We start from the raw sequence: 21,529 nt of genomic DNA on the forward strand, positions 1-21,529 counted from the left end.
CCGGGGCCGGTCAATGCCCACGCACCGATGAGTACGATAGCGATTAGAAAGGTTTTGGAGCTGCCAGCCCAGTTGGAAAGTGACTGGCAGAAACGTGCGAACTTCATGGTGACTGTCTCTTGCTGTAGGTAGCGGGTAGAGCTCAGCGAGCTCTTGAAATTCTTTTACATTCCGCTCCACGCTGTCCAACGTAGGGTCTTTAGCCACTTCGGCGCTCAGGAAAGGTTGAGCTGATGTGATCGACGACTCAAACCAGGCGGCTTGCCCGTCACTCGCTTGAAGGCACGGCTGAAAGCCGCCTGGGAGGTATAACCCAATCGCTCGGCCACTTCCTCGATCGGAAGCCTCTCGAGGGTCAGCCACTGGCTGGCCAGTCTCATCCGCAGCTCCGTCACGTAATTGAGTGGCGTCATGCCAATGGTGTCCTTGAACCGGTCAGCGAACACCGAGCGCGAGGTATTGCATTGCTGCGCGAGCTGCGCGACGGTCCAGTCGCGTCCCGGATGTTGATGAAGAGCAAGCAACGCACGACCCAAGCGCGGGTCGCGCAATGCCGCCACCAGGCCAGAGGCATTACCACAGGCGCATTCCACCCAGCCGCGAACGACCATCGCGGCCACCACGTCGGCCAAACGCGCGAGAATACCTGCGAAGCCAACCCGGGCGGCACTGACTTCGCGTTCCATGGTTGCCAGTATAGGAACCAGCCCCGGGTAACGTTGACCCCCGGCATCGATCAACATCAGGCCGGGCATCAGTTTGCCGAGGCCGTGGATGCTGCCCAGCTCGAACTCCATACAACCACTGAAAATGATCGTGGTCGGCAGGCGAGTGGAGTCGGTTCCCGCTTCGATCGCGCTGACGGTATCACCGAGCGAGGAAACGTCGAAGCTGTCGATGTCGTCGACGCAATGCTCCGTCTCTGAGAGCAGTTGGTGGGCTGCACCGTGGGAAATGAACACGGCGTTTCCCGCAGACAGGTCATAGGTGGTCCCGTCTTCCATCCGTAGCACCGCGTTGCCGACCGCCAGGAAGTGGAACCAGGCATGCCCGGACCTTGCCTTGAATCCCAGGCCGAAGCTCGGACCTGTCTGGATCCGGCGGTATTCAACTCCCCTCAGGCGCATACCGCGCAACAGCTCGTTGATGAAGCCCGAGGAGAGGGCGAGCGGGTCGGTTGACATCGTTGCTCCGGAGCTTTGATCAAAAAATCAAGATTCCTAATCATAGATCATCCAATTTCACCTGCCTAGACTTCGGGTCGCGATGAAAATCTGGAGATCCGTGCAATGACTGATTGTGTTTGTGACACCGTACCCGACCGCCACTGTGGTGGAAACACCCAGGAAGAACCCACCACTCCCGCCTGGACGGCTGTGTTCTCGCTGGCAATGGGCGTGTTTGGATTGCTGACCGCAGAGTATCTTCCAGCCAGCCTGCTGACACCGATGGCGGTTGACCTGGGCGTGTCCGAGGCGTTGGCCGGCCAGGCGGTGACAGTGACGGCAGTCGTGGCACTGTTTGCTGGCCTGCTGGTTCCGGGGCTAACCCGAAGCATCGACCGACGCCTGGTGCTACTGGGCTTTTCCGCGCTGATGATCGCGTCCAACCTGTTGGTAGCCGTTTCCTCCAGCCTGACGGTGCTGTTGGTGATGCGCATCCTTCTGGGGATCGCCCTGGGCGGTTTCTGGAGCATGGCGGCGGCTGTCGCGATGCGTCTGGTGCCGGCGGCTCTGTTGCCCCGCGCGCTCTCGATCATTTTCAGCGGCATTGCTGTGGGTACGGTGGTCGCGGTTCCGCTGGGAAGCTACCTGGGTGAGCTATTTGGCTGGCGGAGTGCGTTCCTCGCTGCGGCGGCGGTGGGGGTGCTGACGATGGCATTCCAGTCGTTCACCTTGCCACCGTTGGCGCCGCGTCGACCGGCGCGGCTGCGGACCATATTCGACGTGCTGCGCCGTCCTGGCATTGCGATGGGCATGTTGGGTTGTGTACTGGTTCACAGTGGCCACTTCGCGTTGTTTACCTATGTCCGACCATTCCTTGAAAGCACCTCCGGGATCGGCCCGCAGGGGCTGGCGTTGATGCTGCTGGGCTTTGGTCTGGCGAGCTTCGTCGGCACGTTGCTGGCTGGGCGGCTGCTTGAGCACAGCCCGCGGGCCACCCTCGTTTTGATGCCGGTGCTGGTGGGGCTGGTTGCTCTGACGCTGGTACTGGTGCCCGCTACAGTGACGGGGCAAGCGGCACTGCTGGCGATCTGGGGCCTGGCATTTGGCGGCGTGCCGGTGGCGTGGTCGAACTGGGTTGCCAGTGCTGTACCGGATCAGGCGGAGAGTGCCGGAGGGATGGTCGTGGCGTCGGTGCAATCGGCGATCGCGATAGGGGCCGCCGCGGGCGGGGCGATGTTCAGCTTCAGTGGCATCGCGGGTGTATTTCTCGCGGCGGGAGGGCTGATGCTGGTCGCTGCGTTGCTGATTGCGCTTCGTGTTCGAGTGGAGGCGCCCCGTCAGCGCGGCGAATCAAGACCTTCGCTGCACCTTTGAATTGCCTTTCTGGCCGTTCTGACAACATCCGTGATCTGGAGATGGTTAATGAATAATTCGACGTTCCCTCAAGGACGCCTTAAATCCTTGCGCGCGGTCGCTATAGGCAATGCGCTGGAATGGTTCGACTGGACGCTTTACGCAACGTTCTCGGTGTACCTGGCGAGTAATCTGTTCGACAAGACGGATGCCAGGTCGGCGATGCTCGCCACGCTCGGCGTATTCGCGGTCGGGTTCGTCGCCCGGCCCGTTGGTGGATTGCTGTTCGGCCGTCTAAGCGATCGCTTGGGGCGCCGAACCATCTTGATCATCACCATGATGCTGCTGGCAGTCAGCAGCCTGGGCATTGCGTTTATCCCCGCCTATCAAACCATTGGCGTGTACGCCTCGGCGGCACTGCTGTTTTTTCGTCTCACCCAGGGCCTCGCTCACGGCGGCGAAACGGGGGTTTCCTACACCTATGTCGCCGAGATCGCACCGAGCAAGCACCGAGGATTGTGGTCCAGTTCAGTCTACATCGGCGTGACGCTTGGGGTCATGGCGGCAACGGCCGTCGCCGCGGCGCTGACCTGGTTCCTCGGGTCCCAGGCCATGAGCGATTATGGCTGGCGGATAGGCTTCGCGATCGGTGGGGTACTGGGCATCTATGCGCTGTTCCTGCGACGCGGAGCTGAGGAATCCCACGTCTTCGTAGAGCAACAGCAGATGTCCCGGCGTGCGCCCAAGTTGTCCAGGGGCGAGGTGCTGCGCATCACACGCAACATCGTCATGCTCGCTGCGGCCGCTAATGTCACTTACTACGCCTGGGTCACGTTCGGCGCTGCGACGGCGATCGCCCAAGGGATGGACGCTACCGGGGCTTATGTCGCCAGTCTGTTCGCGCAGATCCTTTGCGTATGCTGGTTGCCGGTTTGCGGAATGTTGTCCGACCGGCTGGGGCGTAAGCCGATGGTCATCGCCTGGGGTGTGGGCGTGGTGGTGCTGACCTATCCCATCTCGGTCATGGTTACGACCGAACCCTATACGCTGTTCCTGGCCCAGGTCATGGGGCTGGGCGCCTGGTCGTTGATCGCGGCGATCTTCCCCGCCATTTTATCGGAGCAAGTGCCCACCCGGGCGAGGGCACAGGGCGTCGGGTTTGTCTCGTCGGTCTCGGTGGCGATCTTCGGTGGCACTGCGCCTTATTTGCATAGTTATCTCACCGGTGCCGACCTTGATTACCTGTACATCTGCTACGTGATGGGCCTGGGTCTCGTGACCGTGATAGCGGGCTTCCTCATCGCGGAAACGGCGGGTGTCGATCTTGCGCATATCGGTGCCTCTGACGTTCGAGAAAGTGTCGTTCCACACCCCTCGAAGGCGTCTCGCAAATCCGTCCCTGACGTCTCGATTCGCACCGATCACCGAAACAAGAGGAGGGCACATTGATGAGCTCAATCGAACTGAAAAAAGGTGTAGCACGGGGTGAGCGCCCTGGGGCTGGCGTGATCGTCAGCCAGACGTCGGGGCCCCGCCAGGCGGCCCGAGAGATCTGGGTCGAAGTCCCGTCAGAAAAGGGTCCGGCGGCAGCGTGGTGTTATTCGGATCGTCGCTCCTACAGCCCCGGTGCACCTGTGAGACTGCACCTCTCGTCCAACAGTCCGCGAGTGAGGCTCAGGATCTTTCGTGATGGAGCACTCGCCCGCACCGTGCATGAAACTGGCGATCTGGAGGCTTGCTTCCATCCGTTGCCCGAACGTTCCTACGAGCAAGGCTGCCAATGGCCAGTCTTCCTGGAGTGGCAGATTCCGGAGGATGTCGACCCTGGGGCATATGGGGTGGAGATACTGGATGGTGGCGAGCGCGTGATCGGGCATCATCTGTTCATCGTGAAGGCCGCACGTAAGCGCGCTCATGCCTTGGCGCTTGTCGCCGCAACATCGACGTGGGCCGCCTACAACGACTGGGGCGGGGCCAACCACTATTTCGGTGTCCATCCGCAGACGCCGCGCGGCCGGTCGCCGTTGTTGTCGGCACAACGACCTTGGGCGCGAGGACAAGTCTGGCTACCTGAGGGCGCGCCGCGATCAGTCAACGCGAAACGGCCTGGCAGGCCAGGTCCGGCGCGCTACGAATTCATTGAGTGGGCCTCTCTCCACGGTTTCAGCAAATACTATGCGCTGGCGGGATGGGCCTCCTATGAACGACCGTTTGTGGTTTGGGCTGAACAACAAAATTACGTCATCGACATTCTCACCCAGGATGATTTGCATCGCGACCCGGATGCCCTCCGAGGTTACGCTTGCGCGGTCTTTGTCGGGCACGATGAATATTGGACGCGTGAGATGCGTGACCACGTCGATGCCTTTGTAGAGGAGGGCGGTAAGGTAGCTCGCTTTGCCGGCAACTTCATGTGGCAGATTCGTCTGGAGGACGGTGATCAGCGGCAAGTCGCCTATAAATACGATGCCGCCTCCCATGACCCGGTGGCAGCTCACTGCGACAGCACGCTGACCAGCGCCTGGGAGGATCCTCGAGTGAATCATCCTGGGGCGAGTACCTTCGGAGTCAATGCATTGCGAGGCATCTACGGGAGTTTCGGCGCCATGGCACCCCGTAGCCCGCGCGGGTATACGGTTTTCCGTGCGCAACATTGGGCATTCGAGGGCACGGGGCTCGGCTACGCCGATATGTTCGGCGACGAGGCAAGCATCTTTGGCTATGAGGTCGACGGGCTCGACTACACCTTCGTCGATGGCCTTCCTGAACCTCTCGGCACAGACGGAGCACCACCAGGATTGGAAATTCTGGCGATGGGCTGGGCGACCAATGCCGAGCAGGGCAGGGCCGAGGATGCCTATTCGTTCATGCTCGGTGATGGCGACGCACGGTACAGAGCCTCCATCCTGGCGCCCGATCTTGGCGACGCGGCCATTGATCAACATTGCCGTGGGGCGGGCATGGTGGTGCACTTCCGCAGAGGCCGCGGCGAGGTGTTTACCGCTGCCACCTGCGAATGGGTACACGGATTGATGCTCGAGGATCACTACACCGTAGCGATCACTAAAAACGTGCTCGATACATTCCTGACTGGTACGGCTGGACCTGACCGATAGGATCAATCACTCGCTGAGGCTCTGGATTTGACGAAAATTGTCAGCCGACGTGTGTGAGCTTCCAGCTATGGCAACAGGCCGACTGAGCGATAGGTCTGGATCGTTTGATCGAATACCTGAATATCGTCACGGCCACGTGCGATCAACTGAGCACCTTCTACAGCGGCATAAATCGCCAGTGCCTGCTGTTGCCGTTCCTCATCGCTCAATTGCGGACGGCAGACAGTTAGTACCTGCGTTAACCACCGGACGTTGAGGGCATTAAAGGCTTCGACTTCTGCTCTGACCTCCGGTGGCAAATCATCAAATTCAGCAGACATGATTCCGCACAGGCACATGCGGTTGTCGTTCACCAGCGCCTGGCGAAAGATGTCGGTATACCCCTGCATCCACATACGAAGGTCATCGGAACCCGCGCGCAGGCCCTCCAGATAAGCCAAACCGTCCTCTGTGTAACGCTTGGCAAGCGCGGCCCCCAAGTCGCCTTTGGTTGGGAAATGGTAGTGAATGCTCGCACTCTTGATGCCTACCTCTTTCGCCAGTTCGCGAAAGCTCAAACCGTTATAGCCGCGGGTCTGAACCATCGTGCGGGCGACCTGCATGATCGTTTCCCGAGTATCCGTAGTCACAAATTTACCTCCCTATCGATAGATAGACGTTGACAGTCAAAATCGCCTCGGCGTAGTTTATACCTATCGATAGGTAGATAGATAGGCAGCGAGAGACATGAAGATTTTTGACATCCCTGGTTTTCCAAACCCTCTGCGAGTGCGAATCGCCCTGGCTGAAAAACGGATGAGCACCCAAGTGGAGTTCATCAAGGTGGACTTGCCGGCAGCAGAACATAAACAGCCTGCGTTCCTCATGCTCAATCCGCTGGGTACCGTTCCCGTTCTTCAATTGGAGGACGGCACCAATATTTCCGAGTGCACGGTCATCACCGAGTATCTGGATAACCTGGACGGCAATCCAATTCTCACGGGTTCAACGCCAAAGGAAAAGGCCGTCATCCACATGATGCAGAAACGCGCCGAATCCGAGCTGGCAGATCCGGTTGGAATCTACTTCCACCACGCTACGCCAGGATTGGGCGCGGCACTGCAGCCATACAAAAGCCCCGACTGGGAAGGGCGTGTCGATTGGGGTAATCGTCAACGCGAGAAGGCAATCAACGGCATGAAATATTTCGATCAAGTGCTGCGCAACCAGCCGTATATCGCCGGGGACGCGTTTTCCATGGCCGATATCACCGTTTTTGCGGGGCTCCTGTTTGCCGGTTTCGCGTCCATCGCCATTCCCGATGAGTGCACCGCGCTCTGTGCTTGGCGGACCCAAATTCAGCAACGTCCCAGCGTACAGAATCCCGCTTGATCCAGCTTCGCCCCATCGACGATCGCTTTGGGGCGGGCCCCTCTTTCCCGTTTATCAGGTACATCCCTATGACTGTTTTCAACTCCCGGTGGTCGTTGCGCGCAACTTTTAGCCTCATCGTACTGGCGATTGTCTGCTCGATCACATCGGTTCAAGCAAGCACCAGCTCCTCAGAGCCCAAAGTAGCTTCAGGCTATACGCACCAAACCGCGCCCACTCTATTTGTCGAAGTGGACGGCGCCCGCCTGGCGTACCGTCGCTTCGGCAAGGCCGGTGGAGTCCCGCTGGTGTTTCTCCAGCATTTTGTTGGCAACCTCGACAGTTGGGACCCCAAAGTCATCGACGGTTTTGCCCGTGATCGTGAAGTCATCCTGTTTGACAACGCCGGTGTCGCCAGCTCAAGCGGCGAGGTCCCTGAAACCATTGAAGGCATGGCCAAATATGCCGCTGGATTACTCCATCGGTTGGGCGTAGCGAAGGCTGATTTGCTGGGTTTTTCCATGGGTAGCCTCATTGCCCAGCAGGTGACGCTTGATCATCCAGAGCTGGTACGTCGCCTGATTCTCGTGGGCTCATCACCCCGTGGTGGTGTAGGTATGGCTTCGCTCACGCCCGAATTCCAAGGCTATCTGGCGAAAAAACGCGATGTACCAGATGAACTGCTGTTGGATGTGTTTTTTACCCAGACCGCTGAGAGCCAGGCTGCTGGGCGCGAGTTTCTTACCCGTCTGCGTGCACGCAAGATCAATCGTGATCGGGAGGTCGATAGCAAGACCGCACCTGCGCAGGCAGCGGCTATCGCAGGTTGGGGAGCGCCGACGGACAACTCGACCGATTACCTCAAAGACATCAAGCAACCCACGCTGGTGGTCGCCGGCAGTCATGACATCGTGTTCTACACAGTCAATGACGTCACCTTGCAGCAAGCGCTACCCGATTCTCAGTTGGTGATTTACCCGGATTCGAACCATGGCGCGATCTATCAATATCCCGATCTTTTTTTGAAACACGCCACGTTGTTTCTCAATGGGGTGAAGTGAATCGAACTGCGCTGGCGACGTGCTCGTCAGCGCATCGCTCACCCTCCATTGCTCGCCAGATCAGCCTGTACTCCAGGTATGACGACTAAACATCAGGATCACAGATATGAAAGCGATTCAGTTCCGTAGCTTCGGTGGTCCCGAAGTGCTCGAGTACGTCGATCTGCCAACGCCCGTGCCGGGGCCCTTAGAGGTACTGATAGACACATCCGCCATCGGAGTGAATTGTCCAGATGTTCGTGAGCGTTTAGGCACGTATAACCGGCCAGAAACACGCGTCGGTGGTGTGACGCTTCCGCACATCACTGGGCTCCAGGTCGTCGGGCGTATATCCCAAGCAGGAGAGGGCGTTGACCCTGGGTTCCTCGATCGAAAAGTCATGGCGTTGATGTCCAAAGGTGCCTACGCGCAGCAGGCTATCGCGCGCGCGGATATGTTGGTCATGCTGGATGAATCGGCAAGTGATGTCGCAATGGCTAGCTTGCCTTGTCAGGGTGTAACCGCGTACCTCGCGCTTCACGTATGTGCACATCTGCAAGTTGGCGAAGACGTATTGATCCATGGAGCCGCCGGCGGTGTCGGAAGCCTGGCTGTCCAGATCGCCAAAGCCTTGGGAGCGCGGTCGGTTTTTGGTACGGCCAGCACTGAGGGGCGGCGTGCATTCGTGCGCAGCCTTGGAGCAGATTATGCAATTTCTTACGACACGCCCCAGTGGCCCCAAAGTGTTTTGGACCTGACGGGGGGACGGGGGGTGGATGTGATCCTCGAGACAATTGGCGCAGAGGTGTTCGACCAGAACTTTGAGTGCCTCGCCATGTTGGGGCGTTGTGTAGTGGCAGGATCCACACGTGGTCCCGGCCAGCCATTGGCACCCCGGCAGTTGATGGCCAAAGCTCAAACCTTGGCCGGCGTTTACCTGCCGACATTCTTCCAACGCCCAGCACTGATCCGCCAAGCTTTGGAGTTCCTCGCCCATGGCGTTTCAAGTGGCTCAATCCGACCTGTCATCGGCGCAACACTGCCGTTGAGCGAGGCCTCTGAGGCGCACGCATTACTGGCGCGCAGGGAAGTGCAAGGTGTCATTGTGCTTGATCCCAATCGTTGATTGCGTGTCGACCCGTATTGTTGGTTAGGGCGTTGGCAAATACCGATGGCACGCTATGTGGCGACGGCAGAATTCACAGCCGGTCAATCACGAGTGAGGCGATGGTCATGCTGCCGAGTTCTACGAAGCAGTTTTTTCCTTGAGCTCCTCAATTGAGCCAGGGCGCCCGTTAGGGATGCGATGTTTACAGTGAGTTTGGTTGCTGCATGAGCTAACGTTCATGCACGCTCTTTTTCCGATCACTCGCCGGACAACGCCCCCATGAGAGACTTGCCGCCCACCGCGACCCTGCGCGCTTTTGAAGTTGCGACCCGCCACCCGACATTTACTGCGGCCGCACAGGAGCTGCATGTTACTCAAAGCGCGGTCAGTCACCAGCTCAAGCATCTCGAGGCGCTTTGGGGCGTGCAATTGTTCGAGCGTGGGAAGGCGTTACGCCTCACGGCAGCGGGGGCTACGCTGGCGCCTATCGTGCGGGAGTTTTTCATCAGCCTTGAAGCGACGCTGGGCGATCTGCGCGAGCAAAAAGGCAGGGTCCGACTCAGCGTCAGCACCACCTATTCGTTCGCGCTCAAATGGTTGCTGCCACGCTTGCCCGGTCTCTCTCGTCAGCATCCCGAGCTGCTGGTCTCGCTGGACACCACCGACAAAATCATCCACTTCGCTCAGGGGCAGGCTGATGTCGCGATCAGGCTCGGCAAGGGCAATTACCCGGGCCTGCACTCGGAGTTCCTTTTTGGCGAGCAGGTATTTCCTGTGGCCAGTCCCGAACTGCTGCGGCGTGTTGGGACACCGCAGAGCCCCGCGCAATTGTTGCACTTCCCGCTGCTGACTCGGGACGGTGCCGAGTTGGTGCCCAAGTGGGAGGAGTGGTTTCAAGCAGTCGGGCTGGCCTATCTGCCGCTCCAGGAAGGCGTCAGATTTGGCGATACCAACATGACGGTCGAGGCGGCCTTGCTCGGCCAAGGGGTTGCGTTGGTGCGCAGCGGCCATGTCGAGAAGGAAATCAGCGATGGCCGTCTGGTTCGGCTGTTTGATGTGCTGCTTCCTTCACCGCTTGCTTACTACTTCGTGTGCCCCAAGGGCATTGAATCGCAGCCGCACATCGTCAGCTTTCGCCAATGGCTGGTCAATGAGGCACTGAAAGTCCAACCCGTAGAACATTGAGCCATGAGTATCCGCTCATGCTGCGATGAGGAGACTTCGCTTTAGCCCCCGCGCCGAATTGCCTAAAGTGGCGTATGCCTATTCATCTCATCGTCCTCGTCCTTTTCGCCGCGCTCCTGCACGCCAGTTGGAACGCGCTGCTGCGCAGCGGCGCCGATCGGCTTTGGTCCATGACGGTGATGTGCCTTGCCATCGCCATCACCAGTGTCGTCGCCGCGGCGTTCATGGTGGCCCCCGCGATTGAAAGCTGGGGTTACGCAGTACTTTCCGGGTTGCTGCATGTGGGCTACAACCTGTTTCTAGTGCGCAGTTACCGAGTCGGTGACCTGGGGCAGATCTACCCGATTGCACGGGGTTCGTCGCCGGTGCTGATCACCTTGGGTGCAGCCGTTTTTGCCGGAGAAATCATCACGCCTGGCCAGTTGCTGGGCATTGCGCTGGTGTCAGGCGGGATTATTTCGTTGGCCTTCAGAGGCCGCAGCCTATCGGTTCCCAGCCTGCCCTATGCATTGGGAACGGGCGGCTTTATCGCGGCCTACAGCGTGGTCGACGGCATCGGCGCCAGGCTCTCCGGTGCGCCGCTTGCCTACACCGCGTGGATGTGCGCCCTGTGGGGCGTGTTGATGCCCGTGGTCTACATCGGTCTGCGTGACGCCCGCAGCTTATTCTCCGCCCGGCCCGGAACAGTGACCGCTGTGGTCGGTGGGCTGGTCTCACTGCTTGCTTATGCAATGGTCATCTACGCCATGAACGAAGCGCCCTTGGGGGCGGTGTCCGCACTACGCGAAACCAGCGTGCTGTTTGCGGCGTTGATCGGTTATGTGTTCCTCGGTGAGAAGCTCACCCCAGGACGGATATTGGCGTGCGTCGTGATCGCCAGCGGCACTCTCATCATCGGCTGATACAACCAACGGCTCAGGAGCAATGTTTAATGGTCAATGTCTCGCAGGCACCGCTGATTCTCATCACGGGTGGAAGTCGGGGAGTAGGGGCTGCAACTGCCCGACTGGCTGCCGAAAGGGGTTATGACGTTGCTATCAGCTACGTTGCCAACGAGGCCGCAGCGCTGGCCGTGGTCGCGGATGTCGAGGCCTTTGGGCGCAAGGCGTTGGCGGTGCGGGCCGACAGCGCGGACCCCCAGCAGGTGGCCGAGTTGTTCGCGGCCATCGACCGCACGTTCGGACGCATCGACGTCCTGGTCAATAACGCCGGGGTACTGGCGCTTCAGTCACGTCTGGAAGACCTCGGATTCGAGCGGATGCAGCGCGTCTTTGCGGTCAATTCCATTGGGCCAATACTCTGTGCTCAACAGGCGGTAAAGCGCATGTCTCACCGTCACAACGGCCCGGGCGGCGTGGTGATCAATGTTTCATCGGCGTCGGCGCGCCTGGGAAGTCCCAATGAGTACGTCGACTATGCGGCGTCCAAGGGAGCCCTGGAGACGTTCACCATTGGCTTTGCCAAGGAGGTCGCACGGGAAGGCATACGCGTTAACTGTATTCGCCCCGGGCATATCTATACCGAAATGCATGCCAGTGGCGGTGAGCCGGGACGGGTCGATCGCGTCAAGGATTCAATCCCCATGGGGCGGGGCGGACAGCCTGAGGAAGTGGCGCGCGCGATTCTATGGTTGGCGAGTGCGGAGGCATCCTTCGTCACCGGCACATTCCTGGATGTAACGGGCGGTAAATGAGTCGCAGGGATCCACCTCAAAGCCATCAATGATGCAAATGGCCAATGGCAGCCGTTTGCTGACGCCGATGTGTGATCCTTCCTGCCAATCCTTCGTCAAGGATGCTACCCCCGCAGTGTGGACGGGGGACTCATGACAGGGCCTTTCATGCAAACGCTGTTGGACGAGATTCTTGACGAAGTGCGCCCCTTGATCGGCAGGGGCAAAGTGGCGGACTACATTCCTGCACTGGCCGACGTTCCGGCGCAGCAACTGGGCATCGCTGTCTATGGCAACGACGGCAGCTATCACTGCGCTGGCGATGCGCTGGTGCCATTTTCGGTGCAAAGCATCTCCAAGGTCTTCAGCCTGGTTCAGGCGATTGGACACTCCGGCGAAGCCATTTGGGAACGCCTGGGTCATGAACCCTCAGGCCAGCCGTTCAACTCGCTGGTTCAGCTGGAGTTCGAGCGCGGACGGCCCCGCAATCCATTCATCAATGCGGGGGCGTTGGTGATCTGTGATATCAACCAGTCGCGGTTCGCAGCGCCCACCTTGTCGATGCGCGATTTCGTACGAAGGCTATCAGGCAATCCTCAGGTATTGATCGATGCCCGCGTGGCCGACTCGGAGTATCAGCACCGCTCACGCAATGCCGCCATGGCTTATCTCATGAAGTCATTTGGCAACTTTCATAACGAAGTCGAGATGGTGCTGCGCAGTTATTTCAATTACTGCGCATTGCAAATGAACTGCCTCGATCTGGCGCGAGCCTTTTGCTTTCTGGCCAACGATGGATTCTGCATTCACAGCGGCGAGCAGATACTGACCCGACGCCAGACCCAGCAAGTCAACTCGATCATGGCGACAAGTGGGCTGTATGACGAGGCAGGAAATTTCGCCTACCGCGTTGGGTTGCCAGGCAAGAGTGGTGTGGGTGGAGGGATTGTGGCGATCGTCCCGGGTCAATTCACCGTATGCGTGTGGTCGCCTGAGTTGAATGCAGCAGGCAACTCGTTGGCCGGGATGGCGGCACTGGAATTGCTGAGTGCTCGTATAGGGTGGTCAGTTTTTTAAGGGGCGGATCGCCTCATCAAAGTGACGCTTGTGGTCCAGAGCGGTCCGCTCTGGTCAGGGCGTACTCGTCACATTTTGAGGCTGACGCGTTCTGGTCCGCGCGAGGTTTCATCTCTAAGCTGCGAGTTCATTTTTTGGAGCTCAGCCCATGCAAGGATTGCCAAGCGTCAAGCTCGTTACATGTCTGTTCACGCCTCTGATCGGGGCCTGTGATTCACCTTATTTTCTGCGTTCTGCAGATCAGTCCCTCCTGACGGCGCTCGAACCTGCCAGCTCCCCACCGTGAGCGCTCACCGCAAGCGCGAGGGTACGTTGACGCCAAAATGATGGCTCATTAGCATCGCGCCACTATTTTGATATCAGTCTGAGTTTTCGAGGGATCGATTATGCAATCACCCGTCCTTACGGTGGGGGTGTGCCTGGCTGTGCTCTGTTTTCCCCTACTTCAAGTCAATGCCGCTCCCACGCCCGGTGACACCGATCTTATACGCGAACGCCAGGATCGGCTGCTTGAAGAACAACGTCGACGCCTTGAAGAACTCAAGGAGTTACCGGGCAAATCCGTCAAACCCGAAGGCCCGACGACGCCAAGTGACACGCGTTGTTTCCCCATCAAGTACATTGAGCTCAAGGGCGCTGACAGTCTTTCCCTGCGCGAAAAAAACCGTCTGCTTGAGCCCAACATCGGCCAATGCCTAGGCGTCAGCCAGCTCAATGAATTGCTCAAGGTCATCACTGACCACTACATCGAAAAAGGCCTGGTTACCAGCCGCGCCTATTTGCCGCAGCAGGATATGTCGGGCGGGCATCTGCTGGTGCTGGTGGTCGAGGGCAAACTCGAGGGGCTCAAAGGGGCGGACGGCAGCCGGTTGTCCGACCGTGAGCTGGCCATGGCTTTCCCTGGCAGGTCGGGAGCGCTGGTCAACCTGCGTGAAATCGAGCAGATGGTCGATCAGCTCAATCGCTTGCCCTCCAATCAGGCACAGATGGAACTGGCCCCCGGCCAGAACGTGGGCGGTAGCGAGATACTGGTCAAGAACAGCCCGCAGAAACCTTGGCGTGCCAGCCTGTCACGCAACAACGGCGGGCAGCGCAGCACTGGCGAGCAGCAGTGGAACACCACCCTGGATTGGGACAGCCCGCTGGGCCTGGCGGATCAGTTATTGCTGCGCGGTGGTCACGATGCGATGACCGATCACCAGCACACGTCCAACAACGCGATGCTCTATTACAACTTGCCGTGGGGCTGGTGGAATTTCAGTTACGCCTACAGCCAGAGCGAGTACCGCTCGCAGATCGCCGCCAACGGTTTTAACTTCAAGCAGACCGGCGACAGTGAAAACCATCAGTTGCGTATCGAGCGGGTCATTCATCGCGATGCCATGAGCAAGACTTCGCTCAATACCGGGCTTTCCTACCTGCGCAGCAACAACTTCATCGAAGCCAGCAAACTCAAACTCAGCAGCAACCGCATCAGCGAAGCCCAGTTCGGTATCAACCACGGACGGCGTATTGGCGGCGCATTCGTCAACCTTGATCTTGGCATGCAACAAGGCATCGGCGCCTTTGATGCGCAGGGAAAAGGGGAGTCCTTCCCGGGTGCACCGGACGCCCGTTACCGCAAGTACACCGCCACCGCGAGTTATTTGCAGCCCTTCGAGCTGTGGGGCGAGTCGTTCAGTTTCACCAGCCTGATGACCGGTCAACGCAGCGAAGACGTGCTGTTCAGCCCGCAACGCACAAGCCTGGGCGGCCAATCGTCCATTCGTGGTTACAAGGACCAAACCTTGTCCGGCGACAGCGGCGGCTACTGGCGCAACGACCTGCGCTGGAGTCGCCAGGTGACGCTTTCCTGGTTGCGTCCGGTCTTCACCGAATACGGCACCAGCCTGGGTTACGACCAGGGCGTGATCCGTGGCGATCGCTACAACGCCGACCAGCACGGACGCATGTCGAGCAACTCGCTGGAAGTGTTTGCCCGTGGTGAGCATCTCGCCGCCAGCGTCACCTTTGCCCATTCCCTGGAACGCCCGGCGGTCCTGACCGAGCGTGAAGCGCCGATCTACTTTCGCTTGGATTTCCTCCTCTAACTATTGCTGCACGAGATTACCAACATGGACGTTCGCCCGTTTACCTTCCTCGCTTGTCAACCTTCCTCGCAGGTGAATAGCCGCGAACGTTTCTGGGGTATGCCCAAGCGTGGCTTGGCGTTCCTCTTGGCCAACGTCATGTTCTGGCAACCGATGTGGGCGCAGGCAGATGGCATTGTGGTCGCCACGCCAGGGACCACGCTGGACCATGCCGGCAATGGCGTACCGATCGTCAACATCGCTACACCCAATGGCAGTGGTCTGTCGCACAACCAGTTTGTCGACTACAACGTCGGCGCCCAAGGCGTGATCCTCAACAACGGTTCCACCCAGACCTCGGCCACACAACTGGGCGGCATCATCATCGGCAACCCGCACCTGAAAAACAGCGGTTCGGCGCAGACCATCCTCAACGAAGTGGTCGGCGGCAGCCCGAGTCAGTTGCGCGGCTACACCGAGGTGGCGGGGCAGTCGGCGCGGGTCATCGTCGCCAACCCTTATGGCATCACCTGCAACGGTTGCGGCTTCATCAACACCCCACGTGCGACGCTGACCACGGGTAAACCGGTGATTGACGGCAGTGGTCACCTGGAGCGTTTTCAGGTCGACCGGGGCAGCGTCGCGATTGAGGGGGCAGGGCTCAACGCTGGCAACGTCGACCGCTTCGAGATCATCACTCGCAGCGCGAAAATCAACGCCGAGATTCAAGCCAACAACCTGACCATCGTCGCCGGCCGTAACGACGTCAACGCCCAGACCCTGAACGCCACTGTCCGTGCCGACGATGGCAGCCTCAAACCACAACTGGCCATCGACTCGTCCGCGTTGGGCGGCATGTACGCCGGGGCGATCAGGCTGGTGGGCACCGAGGCCGGGGTTGGGGTGAAAGTCGCTGGCAGCCTGGCTGCCAGTGGCGGTGATATCCAGATTGATGCCAACGGCCATCTGAGCCTGGCGCAGACGTCGGCAGCGGGTGCAGTCAACGTCAAGGCAGTGAGCCTTGACGCGCAGAGTGCGGTGTATGCCGGCACCCGTGTCGACATGCAAACCGAGACTGACCTCAACATCGCTCATTCCATTGCTGCACGGGACAGCGTGACCCTGAATGCCGGTAGAACGTTAACCAACAACGGTGTCATCGAAGCCGGGGTCAATGCTGACAACAGCCGTAATGCAAAGGGGGATGTCAGCCTCACTGCGCAGTTGATTAACAACACCGGCAAAAGTGTGGTCGCCAGTCGCGACCTCACAGTCACTGCCCAGCAGGCGCTGAGCAACCAGGGCGGCACGTTAAGCGGGCAGCGCCTGGTCACCGTCAATGCCGCCACCCTGGACAACCAGAATCGGGGGCGGGTACTGAGCGCAGACCGCCTCAGTCTTACCGCAGATAAGGTCCTCAACAATCAAGGGGGCCTGATCAAAGGACAGGGCCAGGTCGAAGCCACACTGGGGCACCTGAGCAACACCGCGGGCGAAGTGTCCAGTCAGGGTAACGCCACGTTGATCCTGGGCTCTCTGGACAACAGCAGCGGCACACTGATGGCGCAAATGGGGCTCGACCTCAGCGCGAGCGCCGCGATCAACAACCAGGGCGGGCTCGTTTCCGGCTGGCAAGAGCTGACCATCACAGGCACGTATCTGGACAACAGCAACGGCGGCACGCTGTCCAGCCGAAGTGGTGATGTCGGTATCCACCTGAGCGACGCCCTGGTCAACAAAGCCGCAGGTGCCGTGGTCAGTCAGAAAGCCCTGACCATCACCGCGAGCAGTGTCGACAACAGCGCCAAGGGCAACATTTCCAGCACCACTGACCAGACCATCACCGTCAGCGGTCTGTTCGACAACTCCGCGGAAGGGTTGCTGAGCAGCGGTGCGGCCATGACCTTGAATGCCATGGCGTTGAACAACGTCGACGGCACGGTCAACGCGTCCGGCGACCTGGCGTTCAATGGCACCGAACTCAACAACAGCCAAGGTACGTTCACCGGCCAGCAGGCGATAACCCTCGACCTTTTGGGCGCTCTCATCAACACCCAGGGACGGCTGTCCAGTGCTGGGCCTCTGCTGATCGAGCGAAGCAAACGGGTTGATAATCAGGGGGGGAGCTGTCCAGTCAGCGCTGGCTTAGCCTGTTCACTGGCGAGCTGGATAACAGCGCCAAGGGTACGTTGGCGGCCAGCGACAAGCTGCTGATCACCGCCAGCGGTCACGTCGACAATACAAACGCAGGGCTCATCGCCAGCCGTAATGGCGAACTGGAGTTGGGTGCCGGCAGCATCGCCAATGCCAAGGGGCAGGTGCAAGCCAAGCAAGCGCTGCACGTGGAGGTTGCGGCAGACGTCGGCAACCAGGACGGCCAGATCGTGGCCAAGGAAGGCAAGCTATCCGTCAAGGCCGCCAACCTTGATAACCAGCGTGGCCGCGTCGCCGCGTTGAACGATGGGGTTCGTGTCGAGACCGCCGTCAACGGCACGTTCGACAACCGAAATGGCTCGGCGTATGCGAAAACCCTGCTTGAGGTTGACGCCGGGGATCTGGACAACAGTGACGGCCAGATCAGCGCCAGCCAGATTGGCTTGAACCTGCAAGGCGCCTTGAACAATCGCAATGGCCTGATCGAAAGCCTGAGCACTCTGGCGACCACCGCCGCCAGCCTCGATAACCAGAACGGCCAGTTGCGCGCGATGGGTGTTACCGACAAAACCCGTTTCAGTATCGGTGGCACGTTCGACAACAGCGCCGGTCGCCTGGAAACCGCCAACACCGACCTGAGTATCGAGGCCACAGGCTTCAAGAACCAAGGCGGTAGCTTGTTGCATGCAGGGAGCGGGGTGTTTGGTCTTTCCATGGCCAACCTCAATGATGTTGGCGGTCGCCTGGTGACGCAGGGCGATCTGACCCTGGACACCGACACCTGGACCAACAGCACCTCGATCCAGGCCGAGCGCCTGACAGTCAACGTCAAGCACTTGACCCAGACCAGCACGGGGCAGTTGCTGGCCGTCACTCACCTTGAAGGCGCAGGCACCGATTGGCGCAATGATGGGCTGATTGGCAGTGACGGGACGCTCAATCTTGACCTGACGGGAAGCTATGCAGGAAAGGGGCGACTTAGCAGTCTCGGCAACCTCGACTTGCATGCCAGCAGTATCGATTTGCAGGCCACTGGCAGCATCGCAGGTGGTAGCGAAACCATAATCGATGTCGATGATTTGCTGGCCAATGCCGGGCGAATCACCTCCAGTAACAACCTGACCCTGAAGGCCGGCGACATCAATAACAGCGGTACCTTGGGCAGCGGTAAAGACCTGCTCATCAACACCGCGACGCTGTTAAACGACCACGGGCTTATCTCCAGCGGTGGTAACGCGCAGCTGCTGGCCACACGTTTCACCAACCGCTATGCCCAGGTGTACAGCCTGGGCTCGATACTGATTGCCAAGGACGCGGCCCAGGCCCAGGCCGATCTGTTGGATAACCGCTCGGGTGGCATCGAAAGCCTGGGGCCAATGACGATCGCAGCCAGCACCCTCAACAACGTGATGGACGTGCTGGAATACACCCCGAATGAAAAAACGGCGACCCGTATCATCCGTCTACCGTGTGAGCAGATTCCAGGCGCTGGCTGCGATGCTCGCAGCGGTGGTCGTATCAATGGCCTCTGGGAAATCTATGAAACCGATCGCCTGAAGGTCACCAAAAGCAGTGCTTCGTCCAGCCTGAGCAGCGGCGCGGACCTGTTGATCAACACCCAGACATTGACCAACACCAGCAGCACCGTGGCGGCTGCCGGTAACCTTCAGGTCAATGCCGCCACCATCAAAAACCAGGGGCTGCAAAACCAGCAAATCCACACCGTTCGCCGGTACTGGAGCTTCGTCAACGAGACCGGCAATGCCGCCGCCCTGGCGGATGTTTTCAACGCTCGAAACAACCCCAATCCATCGGCCTCGTTTGCCTCTGACCTGAGCGCCTTCCTGGGCTGGATGGGCGTGCTGCTTGCGCAAAACAGCACCGTCACCAATGGCGATCAGTCCTTCGCCGCGATCATTCAGGCTGGTGGCAGCGTCAATCTTAAGGCCGGTCAGACGCTCGACAACGGTGTGGTGCGATCGTTTTATGCCTACGTTGGGGCGGGTCAAACCCAGGCCGACACCAGCGCCGGCAGCGGCTACTCGACACCTGTCTTCATCAACGCCCAACTTCCCCCGGAAGTGGCTCAACAGCAGGTCAACCCGGTGGCCCTGCCGGGCTTCACCTTGCCAACCAATCAGAACGGATTGTTCCGTTTGAACAACCAGGGCTCCAGTGCGACCACCGCACCCAGCCCTCTGGCGATTGCGGGGTTGCCTGACAAATCGGCGCAATCCAAACCGCACAGATACCTGATCGAAACCAACCCCGCGCTGACTGACCTCAAGCAGTTCATGAGTTCGGATTACCTGCTGAGCAATCTTGGCTATGACCCTGACACCAGCGCCAAGCGCCTGGGTGACGGGTTCTATGAGCAGCGGATGATCCAGCAGGCGGTCACTGCCCGCACGGGACAACGCTTCATCGACGGACAGGACAGCGACGAGCAACTGTTCAAGTACCTCATGGACAACGCCGTCCAGAGCAAACAACAACTCAACCTCGCGGTGGGCGTGAGTCTCACGGCGGAACAGGTCGCCGCGTTGACCCACGACATCGTCTGGCTGGAAAGCCACGAAGTGAACGGCGAAGAAGTGTTGGTGCCAGTGTTGTACATGGCTCATACCGACAATCGTCTGGCCCCAACCGGGGCGCTGATTGCGGGCAACGACGTCAGCCTGATCGCCGGGAAAACCCTGAACAACATCGGCACCTTGCGGGCCAGCAACAACCTGTCGTCGGTAGCAGCGGAGGACATCGTCAACAGCGGCCTGGTGGAAGCGGACAAGCGACTGGACATGTTGGCGAGCAACACTCTGGTGAACCGTGCTGGGGGCATCATTGCCGGGCGAGATGTCGGTCTGACCGCGATCACTGGAGACGTGATCAACGAACGGACCGTTACGACCCATCAGAGTAGCGGCGGTGGATATACCCGGCAGGAGCGCCGGGACTTTGCGGACGGCGCTGCGCGGATCGAGGCGGGTAACGACCTGACCGTGAAGGCGGGGCAGGACATCAACATCATCGGTGGTGCGCTGCAAAGCGGTCAGGACATGAGCTTGAGCGCGGAGCGAGATATCAATGTTTCCTCCGTCCAGGTCAGCAACAGCGTGGCGCAGGGTGGCAACTACACCAGCAATGACACCACACAGCTCGGCTCAAGTCTTGGCGCCGGGCGTGATCTGACGGCCGAAGCGGGGCGCGACATAACGGTCATCGCCAGTGATGTCGATGCGAAGCGCGATCTGAGCCTCGACGCCGACGAAAACCTCACCATCAGCTCCGCCGCAGACGAGCAACACTCACTGTTCAAAAGCAAAGAATTGAAGATTCAGGAAGATCACGTCAGCCAGGTGATGAGCAACGTCACGGCGGGGGGGGATGTGAAGCTGAGTGCCGGCCAGAACATGGCCGTGATTGCCAGTCGGATTAATGCTGGCGATGAAGCTTATCTGGTAGCAGGTGACCGGCTCGACATCCTAGCCGCACAGGACACGGACTACTCGCTGCTCGATAAAAAGAAGAAGGGCGGTTTTGGGGCGAAGGAAACCCAACACGATGAAGTGACGAAAAACATCTATATCGGTAGTGAAATCACGACTGGTGGCAACCTGACTTTAGCCAGTGGCGGCGATCAGCACTATCAGGTGGCCAAGCTCGACAGCGGCAAGGACATCGTTATCGATAGTGGTGGCTCGATTGTTTTTGAGGGGGTGAAAGACCTTCATGATGAAAGCCATACAAAGAGTGATGACGACGCTTTCTGGACCTCATCCAAAGGCAAGGGAAATACCGACGAGACGTTTCGCCAGACTCAGATGGTCGCTGCTGGCAATATCACCATCAAGGCGGTTGAAGGCCTGAAGATTGATATCAAGCAGGTCACTCAGGAAACGGTTAGCCAATCCATCGATGCGATGGTCAAGGCGGACCCGCAATTGGCTTGGCTCAAGCAGGCCGAGGCAAGGGGGGATGTGGACTGGAGGCAGGTCAAGGAAATCCATGAGTCGTTCAAGTACAGCAACTCGGGATTAGGGCCGGCTTCGCAGTTGATCATCGCGATTGTCATGGCGGCTGTTGTCGGGCCTGCGGCATTGAGTGCCATGACCGCCAGTATGGGCACAATCGGGGCCGCAGGACTTGCCGCTGTAGCTACGGGTGCTGCGACGAATGCGACAACCAGCTTTATCAACAATGGAGGCAACCTGAACTGGTCAAGTAATCTTGGACACTGAT

At 59.3% G+C, this 21,529-nt stretch carries 15 protein-coding genes; 13 read left to right on the top strand and 2 right to left on the bottom strand.

Annotated features, from left to right (window positions below):
• Positions 1 to 215: 215 nt before the first annotated feature.
• A complete protein-coding gene (locus tag AB4N33_RS06290) occupies positions 216 to 1,184 on the bottom strand; it encodes a cupin domain-containing protein (protein WP_476456745.1) in 969 nt (322 codons plus the stop codon).
• Between the two features lie 105 nt (positions 1,185 to 1,289).
• Between AB4N33_RS06290 and AB4N33_RS06295 the strand changes: the two genes are divergently transcribed.
• From AB4N33_RS06295 to AB4N33_RS06305, 3 genes are read left to right on the top strand one after another with little or no spacing between them, the layout of a single operon-like run.
• Positions 1,290 to 2,540 carry an MFS transporter gene (locus AB4N33_RS06295; protein ID WP_476456746.1) on the top strand — a complete coding sequence of 417 codons (1,251 nt, stop codon included), beginning with the start codon at positions 1,290 to 1,292 and terminating at the stop codon, positions 2,538 to 2,540.
• Positions 2,541 to 2,588: 48 nt separating this feature from the next.
• Positions 2,589 to 3,968, top strand: coding sequence for an MFS transporter (locus AB4N33_RS06300; protein WP_476456747.1), 1,380 nt, complete (start codon positions 2,589 to 2,591; stop codon positions 3,966 to 3,968).
• Complete coding sequence (locus tag AB4N33_RS06305) at positions 3,968 to 5,635, top strand: N,N-dimethylformamidase beta subunit family domain-containing protein (RefSeq protein ID WP_476456748.1); 1,668 nt, start codon at positions 3,968 to 3,970, stop codon at positions 5,633 to 5,635. Before AB4N33_RS06300 ends, AB4N33_RS06305 begins: the two co-directional genes overlap by 1 nt.
• A 65-nt stretch (positions 5,636 to 5,700) precedes the next feature.
• Here the strand turns inward: AB4N33_RS06305 and AB4N33_RS06310 are convergent, their stop codons facing one another.
• Complete coding sequence (locus AB4N33_RS06310) at positions 5,701 to 6,237, bottom strand: TetR/AcrR family transcriptional regulator (RefSeq protein WP_476456749.1); 537 nt, start codon at positions 6,235 to 6,237, stop codon at positions 5,701 to 5,703.
• 124 nt (positions 6,238 to 6,361) lie between these two features.
• On the opposite strand from AB4N33_RS06310, the gene AB4N33_RS06315 reads away from it, so the two are divergent.
• The 10 genes from AB4N33_RS06315 to AB4N33_RS06360 all read left to right on the top strand — a co-directional run bounded on the left by AB4N33_RS06315 (position 6,362) and on the right by AB4N33_RS06360 (position 21,528).
• Entirely contained in the window at positions 6,362 to 7,006 is a 645-nt protein-coding gene (locus tag AB4N33_RS06315; protein WP_476456750.1) for a glutathione S-transferase, read from the top strand.
• A gap of 68 nt (positions 7,007 to 7,074) precedes the next feature.
• Positions 7,075 to 8,046 carry an alpha/beta fold hydrolase gene (locus AB4N33_RS06320; RefSeq protein ID WP_476456751.1) on the top strand — a complete coding sequence of 324 codons (972 nt, stop codon included), beginning with the start codon at positions 7,075 to 7,077 and terminating at the stop codon, positions 8,044 to 8,046.
• Positions 8,047 to 8,152: 106 nt separating this feature from the next.
• The gene (locus tag AB4N33_RS06325) at positions 8,153 to 9,151 is read left to right on the top strand and encodes a quinone oxidoreductase family protein (protein ID WP_476456752.1); all 999 of its coding nucleotides are present in this window, start codon (positions 8,153 to 8,155) and stop codon (positions 9,149 to 9,151) included.
• A gap of 261 nt (positions 9,152 to 9,412) precedes the next feature.
• Positions 9,413 to 10,318, top strand: coding sequence for a transcriptional regulator GcvA (gcvA, locus tag AB4N33_RS06330; protein ID WP_476456753.1), 906 nt, complete (start codon positions 9,413 to 9,415; stop codon positions 10,316 to 10,318).
• 74 nt (positions 10,319 to 10,392) lie between these two features.
• Positions 10,393 to 11,220, top strand: coding sequence for an EamA family transporter (locus AB4N33_RS06335; RefSeq protein ID WP_476456754.1), 828 nt, complete (start codon positions 10,393 to 10,395; stop codon positions 11,218 to 11,220).
• 29 nt (positions 11,221 to 11,249) lie between these two features.
• Positions 11,250 to 12,011, top strand: coding sequence for an SDR family oxidoreductase (locus AB4N33_RS06340; protein ID WP_476456755.1), 762 nt, complete (start codon positions 11,250 to 11,252; stop codon positions 12,009 to 12,011).
• A gap of 147 nt (positions 12,012 to 12,158) precedes the next feature.
• A complete protein-coding gene (gene glsB, locus AB4N33_RS06345) occupies positions 12,159 to 13,067 on the top strand; it encodes a glutaminase B (RefSeq protein WP_476456756.1) in 909 nt (302 codons plus the stop codon).
• Between the two features lie 386 nt (positions 13,068 to 13,453).
• Positions 13,454 to 15,157 carry a ShlB/FhaC/HecB family hemolysin secretion/activation protein gene (locus AB4N33_RS06350; RefSeq protein ID WP_476456757.1) on the top strand — a complete coding sequence of 568 codons (1,704 nt, stop codon included), beginning with the start codon at positions 13,454 to 13,456 and terminating at the stop codon, positions 15,155 to 15,157.
• Positions 15,158 to 15,181: 24 nt separating this feature from the next.
• On the top strand, positions 15,182 to 17,350 hold the full coding sequence (locus AB4N33_RS06355; RefSeq protein WP_476456758.1) for a two-partner secretion domain-containing protein: 2,169 nt from the start codon (positions 15,182 to 15,184) through the stop codon (positions 17,348 to 17,350).
• On the top strand, positions 17,326 to 21,528 hold the full coding sequence (locus tag AB4N33_RS06360; protein ID WP_476456759.1) for a hemagglutinin repeat-containing protein: 4,203 nt from the start codon (positions 17,326 to 17,328) through the stop codon (positions 21,526 to 21,528). The genes AB4N33_RS06355 and AB4N33_RS06360 overlap by 25 nt, the downstream gene beginning before the upstream one ends.
• Position 21,529 lies beyond the last annotated feature (1 nt).

It is taken from the genome of Pseudomonas sp. S1_E05 (genome assembly GCF_056337105.1).